Below are 13,892 nucleotides of genomic sequence, written 5' to 3' on the forward strand. Positions count from 1 at the left end.
CGCTTCCGGTTGCGGGCGTGCATGCTTATCTCGGCATGGCACGCCCGACGACCAGCCGAAGAGGATATCGTAGTGCCCGACGCCATCGAACTGCTGAAAACCCGCCGCTCCGTCAAGCCGCGCGAGATGACGGGGCCCGGCCCCTCGCCGGCCGAGCTCGAGACCATCCTCACCATCGGCGCGCGCGTGCCCGACCACGGCAAGCTTGCGCCCTGGCGCTTCATCATTTTCGAGGGCGATGCGCGCCAGCGCGCGGGCGAGGTGATCGCCAAGGTCTTCGCCCGCAAGAATCCCGGCGCGCCCGCGACCGATGTCGAGACCGAGCGCAGGCGCCTCACCGACGCGCCGCTGGTGATCGGCATCGTCAGCTTCACCAAGCCGCATCCGAAGGTGCCGGCGTTCGAGCAGGAATTGTCCGCGGGCGCGAGCGCCATGAACATCGTCACGGCCGCGACCGCGCTCGGCTACGGCGCCTGCTGGCTGACCGGCTGGTTCTCGTTCGACCGAGACGTTCTGGACGGGCTCGGCCTGAAGCCGGACGAGAAGCTCGCCGGCTTCATCCATATCGGCAAGCCGACCAGGCCGAGCGAGGACCGTCCGCGACCGTTCCTTTCGGAAATCGTGACGCGATTTTAATCGAAGGCTTGTTGACGCCCCTGATGTCTTGCGGCTTTGTTCCCGGCGAGGGAGGAAGCCCGGATGAAACGTCGTGAATTTCTGGTCGGGGCTGCGCTGCTGGCCGGCACGATGGCGCGGAGCCGTGCGGCCGATGTCCCTGCCCCCTCGCCCGGGGGGCTCGACCGCATCACCGACTATTTCAACAACGAGGTCACGAGCGGCCGGCTGCCGGGCGCCGTGATCCTGGTCCAGCAGCACGGCAAGCCGGTCTACCTCAAGACCTTCGGCGTGCGCGACACCAGGACGGGCCTCGCCATGACGCCCGATACGATCTTCGCCATCCACTCCATGACCAAGCCGATCACGTGCCTTGGCGCGATGATGCTGATCGACGAGGGCAAGCTTGCGCTCACCGATCCCGTGTCGAAATACATCCCGCTCTTTGCCGGCACCAAGGTGGGCATCGAGATCACCAAGCCGGACGGTCCAACGACGATCGAACTCGAGACGCCGGTCCGTCCCGTCAACATCGAGGATCTGCTGCGGCACACCTCGGGCATCAGCTACGACTATATCGGCGCCCCATGGGTCATGGAGGTCTACTCGGCCGCCAATATTTTCGAAGGCCCCTTCAACAACAGACAATTCGCCGACCGTATCGCCGGACTGCCGCTGACGCGTCAGCCCGGGACGCTGTGGCGCTACGGCCATTCCACCGACGTGCTCGGCGCCGTCATCGAGATCATCTCGGGCCAGACGCTTTATGAGTTCCTGAAAGCACGCATCCTCGATCCGCTCGGCATGAGCAGCACCAAATTCGTGCTCAGGACTCCGGAGGAGCGTGCACGGATGGCGCGGCCGCTGCCGAGCGACCCGATCCTGCTCGCCGGCGAGCGCGACCGCCTCGCCCATCCCGAATGGGAATCCGGCGGCGGCGGCCTGCTCTCGACCATCACCGACTATCAGCGCTTCTCGCAGATGCTGCTCAACGGCGGCGAGTTCGAGGGCAGGCGCTATCTGAGCCCCGCCGCTTTCAAGGCCATGACGACCGATCACATCGGCCCCGGCTCCGGCGTCGGACGCGATTACTTCTACTTTCCGGGCGACGGCTTCGGCTATGGCTATGGCATCGGTGTGCGGACCGATCCCGGCAACGCAAAACCGCCGCCGCCGGGCTCGCTCGGCGAGTTGAAATGGGACAGTGGCAGCGGCACCTATTTCGGCGTCGATCCCAAGCTCGACATGGTCTACCTGATGATGCAGCAGACCCAGAACGAGCGCAGCCGCATCACGCCCGCCTTCAAGGCGCTGGTCTACGACTGCTACCCGGAAGGACTACGCCGCCCGTGAGGCGCGCTGACCGAACTCGGCGAGCAGCTTTGCGATCTCGGCGGCCGGCCGCGCCGCGCTGAACAGAAAGCCCTGCACCTCGTTGCAGCCTTCGGCGCGCAACCAGTCGAGCTGATCCTCGGTCTCGACGCCCTCCGCGGTCGTGGTGATGTTGAGACTGCGGCCGAGGCCCGAGATCGCACGCACGATGGCGACGCAGTCGGGACGCTGCGCCAGATCCTTCACGAAGGAGCGGTCGATCTTGATCTTGTCGAACGGGAAGCTGCGCAGATAGCTGAGGCTGGAATAGCCGGTGCCGAAATCGTCCATGGAGATGCCGACGCCGAGCTCGCGCAATTGATGCAGGATCGCGAGGTTGGCGTCGGTCTCGGCCAGGAAGATCGACTCGGTGATCTCGAGCTCGAGCCGCTTCGGCGACAGGCCGGACTGCGCCAGCGCCGAGATCACGACCTGAACCAGATTGCGGCTGCGGAATTGCGCCGGCGACAGATTGACCGCAATCTTGACGTCGGAAGGCCATTTCATCGCTTCGGCGCAGGCCTCGCGCAGCACCCACTCGCCGAGCTGGGTGATCAGGCCGATGTCTTCGGCGACCGGAATGAATTCCGCAGGCGAGATCATGCCCTTGTCGGGATGACGCCAACGCAGCAGCGATTCGAAGCCGGAGATGCGATCGGACGCGATCGACACCAGCGGCTGGTAGTGCAGCTCGAACTCGCCATTGGCGAAAGCGCGGCGCAGGTCGACCTCCATGTCGCGGCGCTTCTGCGCCTGGAGATCCATCTCGCGCTCGAAAAAATGATGCACGCCGCCGCCGTCGGATTTCGCCCGGTACAGCGCCATGTCGGCATTGCGCATCAACTCTTCCGGCGTCACGCCGTCGCCCGGCGACAGCGCGATGCCGATGCTGGCGCCGATCACCATCTCCTGGCCGTCGAGGTCGTAGGGCGCTTTCAGCATGTCGATCAGCAAGGTCGCGCAGGCGCTGGCCTCGTTCGGCGAGACGTCGGCGGCGAGGATCACGGCGAACTCGTCGCCGCCAAGTCGGGCCGCGAGATTGGCGCCGCGCACCGCGGTGGTCAGACGTTCGGCGACCCGCTTCAACAGGCGATCGCCGACCGGATGTCCGAAGGAATCGTTGATGTTCTTGAACAGGTCGAGGTCGATGTAGAGCACGCCGACCCGTTTTCCCGCGGCCTGGTCGAGCGCCTGCTTCAGGCGCTCCTGGAAATATTCGCGGTTCGGCAGGTCGGTGAGCCCGTCATGGTGCGCCATGTGGGCAATCCGCGCCTCGGCCTTGCGTCGCTCGGTGATGTCGACCACCGCGACCAGATAGCCGTCGCGATCGTCGAAGGCGACGCGTCGGCCGAACGTGAGCACCTCGATCTCGCTGCCGTCGGCGCGCAGATGCCGCCAGTTGCGCGAGGAGTGATAGGTGTCACCGAGCCGTTCGAGCGCCTCGGCGTGGCTGTCCCACTCGTCCTCGGGCCAGATCTCGTGCAGCTTCATGCGCAGGAAGGTGCCGCGGCTGTAGCCGTAATGCTGGACCGCGGCATCGTTGACGCTGAGAAACTCCTTGGTCTGCGCGTCGAACACCCACATCGGCATCGGGTTGTTGTCGAACAGCAGGCGGAACGAGGCGTCGCGCCGCTTGAGCGCGGTGAGGTCGGAGATCGTCAGCGAGACCACGTCGGCGAAGGCGGTGGCGCTGAGGTGGAGATTGCGGCCATCATGCTCGATCTCGAGCTGCTCGCCGCGGCCGCCGGAGACGGCCTTGAGCAGGAATTTGATGATGTCGGGCGCGGCGAGCAAGGTGTCGCCCTCGCCGATCCGGCGCCACAACAGGCCGGCGCCCGCAGCCTTCAGCAGCAACCCCGCGCTCTTGTTGTGATGCACCACCTGAAGATCGAACGGCCTGCCTTCGGCATCGCGCAGCGTCGCCAGCGAGATCACGGCGTCGTCGGTCGATGAGAAAATCGCGTCGAGGAGATTGTACTGCGCGCCGCGCTCGTTGATGTAGGCGCCGACCAGCGTGGCGCCCCAGCGAGAGGAGGTCGGCAGCGCCAGCAGATCGTAGGTCCTGACCATGCCGTCGCGCACGCAATGCGCACTGGCCTGGTGCGGCCGTCCGTTCTGGAGCGCGCTCGCGACCGCTTCCGACAGCGCGGTGGCGCAATCGGGCGAGAGATCGGCGACCGGGATGTCCCAGCGCTCCTCGCCAAGCCATTTCTGCACGTAGCGTCCGCTGCGCGACAGTTCGAGGGCGCCGTCGTTCTTCAGCAGCGCGATGTGATCGGCGAGCCGGCCGAGGCTCCCGAGCATCACGTCTTCATAGCGCGGCAGCCGTTCGCCCGGCTTCAACGCGGCACGCCATTTGCGCTGAAGCACCGGGATGTCATCGAACATTTCGGTGGCCGGTTTTCCCGACAGTTTCTTCGCGGCACTCATGGCAGTCCCCAACGCACTTTCCCCGCGCATCCAATGCGCCGCACGCTTAATGCCGTGTAAAAGGGACGCAGGCGCGGGTTCCATTCGGCGATTATGACAGTTTTAAGTCGGCTGTTGGTTAGTGCGTGTTAGAGACTATGACAGCTCTGCAAAGGCTTGCGTGTGCCCGAACATGAGAGCTAGCAGTTTCGCTCGTCACTGCATCAACTCGTGATTGCGAGCGCAGCGAAGCAATCCAGAATCCCTCCGCGGAGACAGTCTGGATTGCTTCGTCGCAAGGGCTTCTCGCAATGACGAAGTGTGGGGTAGCGGCATCGCTCTTTGGATTTGCATTTCCAATTGCAGACACACCTTTGCTACCTCGCGGCGCATTTCGCCCGAGCTTTGCTGCATCGCCTCACCCTCGAATGAAAGAGGGCGCAGGGAAGACCGGGTGCCGGCCGGGCACCCACGGTCCACTGTGCGGAAGGTGGCAACAAGAATTTGCACAGCGGCATACAGGTGAAGCCAAAACATCCGGCCTTCCCTGCGCAGGGGAAAATAAAAATACCGACGCACATGCGCGCACGCCGACGCACTGACCACCCTATTGATATCTCGACATTTTGCGCTGAAATTGCCCGTAGCGCATGCGTCGGTGCGCCGTGGCGCGCACAGACACGATCGCGACACTTCGCGAGAACGGGGACACAATCATGGCTCGCAAAGTCAGCTTCAGCGCTCTCGAAAGCCGCAGCGCTCGCCTTCGCTTGAAAGCCCGCCGCAGACCCTACAGCGGCCCGTCGCTCGCTCGTGGCATCTCGTTGATGTATCGCCGCAACAAGACCAACGGCACGTGGGTGCTCAAGTCTAGCGATGGTCACGGCGCCTACTGGACAAAGGGCTTCGCCCTCGCCGACGACTTCGAAGACAGTGATAGCAAGAGCGTGCTGACGTTCTATCAAGCGCAGGACGCTGCCAAAAAGCTGGCGCGTGGCGATGCCGACACGGCCCCCATCACCGTTGACGCCGCCCTGACAGCTTATCGGCTCGACCTCGAAGCCCGTGGGGCTAACCCTTACAACGCTGAATGGCCGCGTCGTCGGCATCTGACCCCTACGCTGCTGGCTAGGCCCGTTCAGTTGCTCAATCCGAACGAACTGAGGAAATGGCGCGACAGCCTTCTTCCGAAAATGGCTGCCTCAACGATCAATCGGCTTTGCCGTTGCCTCAGCGCAGCCCTTGAACTGGCCAGACAGCACGACGAGCGCATTCAGAACGGACAAGCTTGGGAGGTCGGGCTGGCTGGTCTGCCGGACGCAGTCGCAGCCCGCAACGTGATCTTGTCGGATGATCAGGTACGAAACTTCGTTGCAACGGCGTACGCGCGCGGCGAACAACTCGGGTTACTGATTGATGTCCTCGCGAAGACCGGCGGGAGACCATCGCAGGTCGTGCGGCTGCTTGTCGAAGATTTTCGCGACCATCCAACTACACCGAAGTTGATGATGCCGAAGTCAGCCAAAGGCGGCGGCAGGAACCGCAGTCAGAAGAAGCAAGAGCGCTATAGCGTGAATATCACTACGCAACTCGCCGCGAAGCTGCGGTCGGCGGCACATGGCCGTAGCGACACGGCGCCGTTGCTGTTGCAGGACGATGGGACTGCGTGGGGCCAAAATCCGGGCCAGAGATATCATCGTCAGGTTGATCAAATCGTCACTGCCATTGGGCTCGATCCGGCCACCGTAACCGTTTACGCGCTGAGGCATTCGAGCATCGTTCGGATGTTGCTGAAGAACGTCCCAATTCGTTATGTTGCATCGGTCCACAACACTAGCGTTCGCATGATTGAAGCGCATTATTCGAAATATATCGTGGAGCGCGCCGACGATCTTTTTCGCAACGCGCTGTTGCATGATGAGCCTGCAAGTGGCGCCAATATCGTCGCTTTGGCGAGCTGACTGCAAGCCAAGCGCCACGGTTGTCGTCGCAGCTTCCTGCTGAACGTCCCCATCGGGGGTTATCCACAGCGAGCCGACCTAGTGTCGGGTTCGCGCGATGCGTTTGTGCGGAAGTCCACGTGTTTATCGGTAACGCTCTTTCCAAGCTCCCGCGAAACACCGCAGTGTTCAGACACACAGCAATGCACGCGGAGTTATGAGAATGCGCCCCGAAATTACCGCCCGTAAGTTGAACCATCCGACTTCGGCGATTGAGCCCGATGCCTTGAGCATTGACGAGTTCTGCGCTCGTCATCGCATCAGCCGCAGGCTCTTCTACAAGCTGAAGTCTGAAGGCTTGATGCCCGTTACGTTCAAACTCGGCACTCGCGTGTTGATCTCGCGCGAGGCCGCAGCGGCTTGGCGTCGTGCGCTTGAGGCTGACGCGACCGCCGCGTAATTGTAGAAAAAGGCAGCCTGTGCCGGGCTGCCTCAAAGCACTCAAACCATTCACTCTGCTTTCCTATGACCTAGCCACAGGTCACGGGAAACGACCAACTGCACCTTTGGAAAGGATACAACATGACTACTACCACATCTCTCGATGAGAATGCAAAGTGCCCGTTTGAGAAGTTTGCCGAGTTCGCTTTGGCCTATGACGGCGGCAAAATCTTTGAGCTGGGCCAGAAGTGGCCGACTACAGGTACGCCAGAGTGGAACGCGCTTCAGTATGCCATGCGCGGGTGGAACCCTGTCCCGCTTCCGCTTCGTCAGAAGAAGCCGATCGGCACGGATTGGCAGCACCGTGTTATCACCGGAAGCAAGGTTGTTCGCTTCTTCAGCGATCAGCCGCAGAACATTGGCGTGCAGCTCGGCCGGAAGTCGGGCGGCTTGACGGACGTTGATCTGGATTGTGCGGAGGCCGTCGCTATTGCGCGCGTGGTGCTGCCGAAGACTGGCGCGGTTTTTGGTCGCTCTTCAAAACGTGACAGCCATTTCCTTTACGTCACGTCCATCGGGGAGAACCTTGATCAGGCAACCGTGCAGTTCAAGGATCCGATGAGCAAGACCGTGCTGTTGGAGGTCCGCGTCGGCGGCGGCAACAAGGGCGCTCAAACCGTTTTTCCGGGCTCGGTGCATGATTGCGGCGAGCTTATCAATTGGGAAGAAGACGGCGAGCCCGCTCAGGTTGCGGACGATGAGCTGTTGCGGCGCGCCAAGCTGCTGGCTGCACTCTGCTTGATGGCACGCTATTGGCCGATGAAGGGCGGCCGTCACGACGCGGCCTTGATCGTGGGCGGCTTTCTTGCCCGCTGCGGCTTCGACCTGCCGCACATTAAGCTGTACGCCGAGTACATCGCGCGGGCTGCGAAGGACGAAGATTTGCGTGATCGCATTCGGACGGCGCATGATGCCGCTCTCGCCTATGAGAAGGGTGACCGCACGTACGGTTACCCCTCACTGAAGGAACTGTTCGGCGAGAAAGTTACCGGCAAGATTGCGGAATGGCTGGATTACAGTGAAGCGAACGCGCGCAATTCTGATCTGCCCTCTGAAGCGATCCACGACAATCGGGGCGTGGCGCATCTCGGTCCCGCGCACAAGTCCAATGACATCGTGACCGAAGACAGCGCCGCGCAGGAGTTCGTTGACCTGCATGGCGAAAACCTGCGCTACTGCCATACACACGCTGCATGGTTCTATTGGAATGGCATCTGTTGGAAGCCAGACAGCACGGGCCGTGCGTTCGACTTCGCCCGTAAGCTCGCTCGCCAGCTTTCGGAGAACCAAGACGAGCGCAAGCGTTACATCACCAATAAGACAAGCTTTTCGGCCGGCGTCGAGCGCTTTTCCAAACACGACCAGAATGTCGCTGTGACCAGCGAATATTGGGACCGCGATCCTTGGTTGCTGGGCACGCCCGGCGGCACGGTCGATCTGCGTACCGGCAAACTGCGTGCGAGCGTCCCGGAGGACGGCATCACGAAAATCACAGCGGTCACGCCCGCAAACACAGGCTGCCCGCTGTGGCTCAATTTCTTGAAGGAGGCGACGAACGACGATCATGAATTGATCCGCTTCTTGCAGCAGTGGGGCGGTTATGCATTGACCGGCATTACGTCGGAACATGCGCTCTTGTTCGCGTACGGACCCGGTGGCAACGGTAAGAGCGTGTACCTGAACACCACGTCGCACATTTTGCACGACTACGCGGCCGTGTCAGCGATGGAAACCTTCACGGCATCGGCCAACGACAAGCATCCGACTGACTTGGCGATGTTGCACGGAGCGCGCATGGTCACGGCTTCGGAGACTGAGGCTGGCCGTGCTTGGGCGGAAGCCCGCATCAAACAGATGACGGGCGGTGATCGCATCACAGCGCGGTTCATGCGGCAAGATTTTTTCACCTACATGCCGCAGTTCAAGCTGACGATCATCGGAAATCACAAGCCGACGCTGACCAACGTTGATGAGGCCGCGCGTCGGCGGTTCAATATCGTGCCGTTCATCTTTAAGCCCTCCGCACCCGATCGTCAGCTTCCCGAGAAGCTGCTGACAGAAGCGCCCGGCATCTTGCACTGGATGATTGAGGGCTGTCTTGACTGGCAGAAGAGCGGTCTTGTTCGGCCGAGCTGCGTGATCGAGGCTACCGAGGAATACTTCAGCGATCAGGAGGTGTTTCCGCGTTGGTTGGAGGAGCAGTGCATTACTGGCGGCACGATTTCCGAAGCCAGCAGCACGCTTTACCGTTCGTGGTCTGAGTACGCCCGCTCGGTCGGCGCGAAGCCCGGCACGCAGGCCGATTTCAAGGAAAGCATGCGGAAAGCGGGCTTTGCCTACCGCAAGCGCAACAATGTGCGTGAGTTTTGCGGCGTTGCCTTGAAGCCGGACGACGGCTCTGATGCGTGATCTGTAGTCGGTGACAGGCGTGGCAAGCGTGACGGCTTTTTCTCATTACCAGTACCACGCGCGCGCGTGTGGTCGATAAATGAAAATGGCTGTCACGGTTGTCCCGGCTGTCACTCCAAGGAGGACAGGCGTGGCAGACGTGACACGTATTTCACCAAGGTTCTTCTCAAGCCATGCCCCATGCGGGTGGCTCCTGCGCTCTCGGGCGCCGCAGGGCCAGCACTTGCTTAGGGGTTGATATTAAACCGCACCACAACTTAGGAAACAACTATGACTGCAATCTCAAGCGCGATGCCCAAAGCAGCGGATGATCCCGCCGCTGATCGCGACCCGCATGCTGCAATCAACGAGCTGAAGCAGACCATTGCCGTGCTCGCGGCGCGCGTTACACAGCTGGAACAGACGCCCGAAGAATGGTTGCCATTAAAGGCAGCTGCTCACGACGCTGATGTCGTGTACGAGACCGCACGTCTCTGGGCGAAAGCGGGGTTGATCCAAGCTCGCCGCGTGGGCAAGCGCTGGTTCGTCAACGTGGCGAGCCTGAAGGCTCGCAAGCAGGTCTTTGCGCGCTAAGCCGTGCGGCAGAAAAGATTGCGGGTCGCTACGCGCAGCTGCGACCCCATTGCGACGTATTCCGACAGTCTGGGCCTTTCATCGGTACCAAAGCCATGTATAAGCTACCACTCTAGGTGGAGCGCTAATGGTAGAAAATATCGCAAAGATCATTGAGGCTTTGGCCAAGTTGATATCGGCTTTTGCATGGCCTGCTGTCGGGGCCTATTTAATTTGGCGATTTACGCCCACCATCAAAGACTTCCTATCCAACTTATCAGAGGGATCATTAAAGGCTTTCGGCGTTGAAGCATCCGCAAAGCGCGCCGCTTCGGAAGCCATTGCGAAAGCCGACCTTGGTGGAGGTGCCGATAAAACAAAGCTGAAGCCTTCCGAGGAGAGGCCCAGCGTCGAAAGCGCGATCCGTCTTGCGGAGCTGGTCACGGATGCCATTCCTCGACGCGAACTTCAGGGCAAGCGTGTTTTGTGGGTAGATGATCGACCTGACGGTAATCGTTACGAAATGCTGGCTCTGGCGGAGTTCGGTGTTGCGATTACCATCGCCCGCAGCACAGAGGACGCGCTGAAGCTGCTGAGCGAAGCACCATTTGACCTTATTATTTCCGATATGAAGCGCGGGGATGACGAAGAAGCAGGATACGATTTCCTAGCAAAGTTGCTTCCACTCCACATCAACCTTCCGGTGATCTTCTACACGCGATCAAAGCTTGATGAGACGATCGCGAGACAGCGGGGAGCCTTTGGCGTCGCGACCAAAGCCTCCGATTTGATCATACTGATTACCTCGGCTGTCTCGCGTCGTTCGTTCGACAGTTATTGGAAGAGGCGGTCTCGCCCGTTCGATCAGGGCAACCTCTTCTAGAATTCTTGCGACCCGCGCGGATTGGCTTTCTTTCGGTGGGGCTTGTACAGCATGCGTCCCTTCGGTCGAATTTCCGATCTCGTTCCGGAGCCTCTTCACATCCACAAATGCGTCGAATACGCCGCGTGACCGAAGATCCTTCGCAGCCCGAGAACTGCATGGATAAGTCGAATAGCACCGTGCCATTCTTCTTCAGTCAGGCTTCTTGTTTACTGCAATCTGTAGCCAACGCTGGCTGACCGCCGACGCATAGTCGTTCATCGGATGAAATCCTTCCCAGTATCTGAAGGCACCGCGTCACATCGACAGATATAGGAGCCGCCGTTTGTAATAATTTGGTTTTCAACGTGTGCGACGCGCGCCGCAGCCGCTTACACTAGCTTCAACTGAAGGAGCTAGACAAATGGCATTATTCAAATCATCGAACCCCGAAAAGGTGGTGCAACGCGATATCGATGCGGCTAATGCCAATCGCGAGCGTGTGTCTGCCCGACTTGCTGACTGCGATCAGGCGGTCACCCGCCATCTGACATCTGCCAAAGACTGCGCTCTGTCCGGCGACGAGGCCGGGCTCGACGCCGCCCAAACTTCTCTTCGTGCGGCTCAGGATCGCGCTGTCACGCTGCGGAGCGCGCTTTCTGAGATCGATCGGAAGATCACCGATCTTGAGCACGCCAAGGCCGAGATGGCGGACCGCAAGCTGCGTTCTGAGACGGCGGCGGAAATTGAACTGCTCGCTCGCAAGCTCGGCGAGATTGGCTTGGAGTTCAATAGCGTGGCCGAGCGCCTGTCCGAACATACCCATCGGGCTGTGCCGATCGTTTACGAGGCGCTAGGCATCAACAATTTTGCGAAGGTTTGCCTTTCCGAGGTTCCTCAAGCGGTCGAATTGGTCAGCACGATGCTGCGCGCGCATGCCGACGCTGTGCTCGCGGGCACTGCTCCGGCCAAGTTGCCGTTGCCGGAGGAGGCGTCGGCCGAAGTGCCGGCACCCGCACCGCCGGAGGACCGCTACCGTTACTTGCCGATCCAGCCGAAATTTCTCGTCGGCTAGGAGGTACCTCGCTCATGAAATCAGCTCCCGCCGGCTGGCAGCCGCACCAGATCATCACACGCATCGATGGCTGGGTTGTCGATCCCCAGAATACAAATCGCATCCCGACCCGTGTGGCGGAGATGATCGCGCGCGCCATGCCGCAACTCTCGGACACTCGGGTTGCCACTATCCGTGCACGCATGGTCGTGCGGCAGTTGAAGGTTATCGGTCATGTCTGATGGATGCCCGGTCGAGGATGGTACTGCTGAGTATGCGACCTGTTCTCCCGGAACTGGGGCCGCCGCCGCCGAAATGGTCGTTCCTGCGGCTGGCGGCGGCCCAGATGAACCGCCCGACGAATACGACGAGTTGCTTGCCACGCTCGGCCGGACCGAAGAACAGGATCAACGGATCAGCGTGCATGAGGCCGGGCATGCCATCTGCGCGCGTTTGCTCGGTCACGAAGTTGGCGGCGTCACTGTGAACCCGGACCCGATCCATGGCTCCGAAGGCTTGTGCTGGGGTGTCGGCCATTCAGAGGCTTTCAGTGAAGGCAGCGGCGATGCCTCTGATGTTCGGGCTGTGATCAGTCCTATGATGCCGAAAGCCGGCGAAGACCGCCGGCCGGTGGCTGATGTCTTTGGCAGTGTCTACTCCAAGTGCATCGAGTTTCTGGCCGGCCGCGCTGCCGAGCGTCTGCTGCTAGAAGTTGAGCCGGCTTACCCGGTTGATGACCTCCGGCAGGCTCGCGAGCTGGCGTTGCTGATCTGCTCTAGCGATGAGGCGATCGAGACGTTTCTCGCGCACTGCGATGTCGTTGCCCGCGATCTCCTGATGCCTCACGGCGATGTGCTGATTGTGCTATCTACGGTTCTGCGCATCAGGCGAACGCTTGATGGACGTGAGATTGATGAGATCATTTCTGACGTGGTTACGCGCAAGGCGATGGCGCTTGAGCGGCGGCGTCGGGCTGAATGGCGCAAGAGCGAGCTTATGGCAGCTCGCTTTAGAGAGAAATGCGAGCCGCTAGATCGTCGGTCTTAGCGTACGTACGGGGAAGCACAGCGACCGACTAAGACTTCCTTGCACAATTCTGACTATCCGCTCATTGGCTGGATTGTCTCGCACGAGATAACCCCTTTGCACATTTACTAGCGGTCGCGGCCCGCATACAAATGACCACTATCTCGCCGTTCTCAGCAGCCGGGAACAATACGCTTTGTGCCCAGCTCAAGGATGCCCGGCTGGAAGGCAACGACATGACGGCTCGCCAGTCCTTCACGCGGCGCGAATGCTAGGCGCCGATGTTCAGCACTGCGAGGCTATGCCGGATGTCGTCGTAGTCGCCAAAGCGCTTTACAATGCTCCTGAGCCACTTACTTCCATCGCCTTCGTCGCGAAATGGCTCTCGGCCCTTCCATCGACGCATATAGTAATCTTTTCCCTCATTCGTATTGGCGTCGGAGAGGTCCAGTTGGCTGCTCAATCCGGGGGAAGCGAAGAGCAAGACGACCTTGGCGGTCTTCAAAGGACCGCCGAATGCTGCCGGTAAGCACCTTAAGTCAAACCCGTGCTTTTCGGCGCCTAGACGCCCGAAGACTTCGGCATCGTCGGGATGGATAGGCGATCCTCGCTTAATTCGCGACCAGAACTTAAAGATATCGCTCATTACTCCCTCGACTATGCCTCAGCGGCGCGGCGGAAAAAGCGCAAAGCGAATGCCACCGGCATCATCAAAGCTACGCGTCCGTGTCATTGAGCAATTCGCGCTGCATTTGCTCGACGTGTTGCAACGGCCTTTCGCGCGGCCTCGCTCCGCCGCTTTTTAATGGCGTTCGCTGCACGTGTAGCCGCGGCTTTCTTCCCCGCGTCTTTCATATATGCGTTAGTCCTCTCCCCCTTTCTGTCCTGCCAGTGAGAGCGTTGGACCTTCAACGCGGCGAGCGAAAAGAGGCCAGCGTCATACATCCAATGATGATGATTGCAGAGCCACGCAAGATTGTCTGGATCGTTGTTGGCCGCTTCGTGATCCAAATGCGCCAATTCTCTCCCAACCGTCTGCCCACACAGACAGCAGCCGGGATAAGGGTAAGCTAGTTCGGCAATTCGTCGTGCCTCAGATTGATTTCGAGAATTTTTGATTACTTCCATCCCTAATCTGCCTCACATAGACAAG

12 protein-coding genes are annotated in these 13,892 nt (G+C 60.4%); 10 read left to right on the forward strand and 2 right to left on the reverse strand.

The genetic code is table 11. The annotated features are described in order from the left end of the window. Positions 1-72: 72 nt before the first annotated feature. Positions 73-636 carry a nitroreductase family protein gene (locus tag I3J27_RS23680; RefSeq protein WP_270160802.1) on the forward strand — a complete coding sequence of 188 codons (564 nt, stop codon included), beginning with the start codon at positions 73-75 and terminating at the stop codon, positions 634-636. A gap of 63 nt (positions 637-699) precedes the next feature. Continuing rightward, entirely contained in the window at positions 700-1,968 is a 1,269-nt protein-coding gene (locus I3J27_RS23685; protein WP_270160803.1) for a serine hydrolase domain-containing protein, read from the forward strand. Here I3J27_RS23685 and I3J27_RS23690 read toward each other — a convergent pair. After that, positions 1,954-4,416: a putative bifunctional diguanylate cyclase/phosphodiesterase gene (locus I3J27_RS23690; protein ID WP_270160804.1), complete on the reverse strand. Its 2,463-nt coding sequence runs from the start codon at positions 4,414-4,416 to the stop codon at positions 1,954-1,956. The genes I3J27_RS23685 and I3J27_RS23690 overlap by 15 nt on opposite strands. 695 nt (positions 4,417-5,111) lie before the next feature. Between I3J27_RS23690 and I3J27_RS23695 the strand changes: the two genes are divergently transcribed. From I3J27_RS23695 to I3J27_RS23730, 8 genes are all read left to right on the forward strand, one after another. Then, complete coding sequence (locus I3J27_RS23695) at positions 5,112-6,356, forward strand: site-specific integrase (protein ID WP_270160805.1); 1,245 nt, start codon at positions 5,112-5,114, stop codon at positions 6,354-6,356. Positions 6,357-6,558: 202 nt separating this feature from the next. After that, positions 6,559-6,795, forward strand: coding sequence for a hypothetical protein (locus I3J27_RS23700; RefSeq protein ID WP_270160806.1), 237 nt, complete (start codon positions 6,559-6,561; stop codon positions 6,793-6,795). 122 nt (positions 6,796-6,917) lie between these two features. After that, positions 6,918-9,245 (forward strand): phage/plasmid primase, P4 family, encoded by a 2,328-nt coding sequence (locus I3J27_RS23705; RefSeq protein ID WP_270160807.1) that lies wholly within the window; start codon positions 6,918-6,920, stop codon positions 9,243-9,245. Between the two features lie 270 nt (positions 9,246-9,515). Further along, positions 9,516-9,818 (forward strand): hypothetical protein, encoded by a 303-nt coding sequence (locus tag I3J27_RS23710; protein ID WP_270160808.1) that lies wholly within the window; start codon positions 9,516-9,518, stop codon positions 9,816-9,818. Positions 9,819-9,945: 127 nt separating this feature from the next. Further along, positions 9,946-10,680, forward strand: a complete 735-nt coding sequence (locus I3J27_RS23715) for a response regulator (protein ID WP_270160809.1) — start codon at positions 9,946-9,948, stop codon at positions 10,678-10,680. Positions 10,681-11,083: 403 nt separating this feature from the next. Further along, the gene (locus tag I3J27_RS23720; protein WP_270160810.1) at positions 11,084-11,734 is read left to right on the forward strand and encodes a hypothetical protein; all 651 of its coding nucleotides are present in this window, start codon (positions 11,084-11,086) and stop codon (positions 11,732-11,734) included. Between the two features lie 14 nt (positions 11,735-11,748). After that, positions 11,749-11,955 (forward strand): hypothetical protein, encoded by a 207-nt coding sequence (locus tag I3J27_RS23725; RefSeq protein WP_270160811.1) that lies wholly within the window; start codon positions 11,749-11,751, stop codon positions 11,953-11,955. Beyond that, the gene (locus tag I3J27_RS23730) at positions 11,948-12,760 is read left to right on the forward strand and encodes an ATP-dependent metallopeptidase FtsH/Yme1/Tma family protein (RefSeq protein ID WP_270160812.1); all 813 of its coding nucleotides are present in this window, start codon (positions 11,948-11,950) and stop codon (positions 12,758-12,760) included. The genes I3J27_RS23725 and I3J27_RS23730 overlap by 8 nt, the downstream gene beginning before the upstream one ends. 250 nt (positions 12,761-13,010) lie before the next feature. On the opposite strand, the gene I3J27_RS23735 is transcribed toward I3J27_RS23730, so the two are convergent. Further along, on the reverse strand, positions 13,011-13,385 hold the full coding sequence (locus I3J27_RS23735; RefSeq protein ID WP_270160813.1) for a hypothetical protein: 375 nt from the start codon (positions 13,383-13,385) through the stop codon (positions 13,011-13,013). Between the last annotated feature and the right edge of the window lie 507 nt (positions 13,386-13,892).

Source organism: Bradyrhizobium xenonodulans, from assembly GCF_027594865.1.
GTDB classification, from domain to species: Bacteria; Pseudomonadota; Alphaproteobacteria; order Rhizobiales; family Xanthobacteraceae; genus Bradyrhizobium; species Bradyrhizobium xenonodulans.

Coding starts and splice junctions, on each gene's coding strand:
- I3J27_RS23725 (WP_270160811.1), top strand. CDS start 11,749: ATGAAATCAGCTCCCGCCGGCTGGCAGCCGCACCAGATCATCACACGC.
- I3J27_RS23710 (WP_270160808.1), top strand. CDS start 9,516: ATGACTGCAATCTCAAGCGCGATGCCCAAAGCAGCGGATGATCCCGCC.
- I3J27_RS23695 (WP_270160805.1), top strand. CDS start 5,112: ATGGCTCGCAAAGTCAGCTTCAGCGCTCTCGAAAGCCGCAGCGCTCGC.
- I3J27_RS23700 (WP_270160806.1), top strand. CDS start 6,559: ATGCGCCCCGAAATTACCGCCCGTAAGTTGAACCATCCGACTTCGGCG.
- I3J27_RS23685 (WP_270160803.1), top strand. CDS start 700: ATGAAACGTCGTGAATTTCTGGTCGGGGCTGCGCTGCTGGCCGGCACG.
- I3J27_RS23715 (WP_270160809.1), top strand. CDS start 9,946: ATGGTAGAAAATATCGCAAAGATCATTGAGGCTTTGGCCAAGTTGATA.
- I3J27_RS23705 (WP_270160807.1), top strand. CDS start 6,918: ATGACTACTACCACATCTCTCGATGAGAATGCAAAGTGCCCGTTTGAG.
- I3J27_RS23690 (WP_270160804.1), bottom strand. CDS start 4,416: ATGAGTGCCGCGAAGAAACTGTCGGGAAAACCGGCCACCGAAATGTTC.
- I3J27_RS23735 (WP_270160813.1), bottom strand. CDS start 13,385: ATGAGCGATATCTTTAAGTTCTGGTCGCGAATTAAGCGAGGATCGCCT.
- I3J27_RS23720 (WP_270160810.1), top strand. CDS start 11,084: ATGGCATTATTCAAATCATCGAACCCCGAAAAGGTGGTGCAACGCGAT.
- I3J27_RS23730 (WP_270160812.1), top strand. CDS start 11,948: ATGTCTGATGGATGCCCGGTCGAGGATGGTACTGCTGAGTATGCGACC.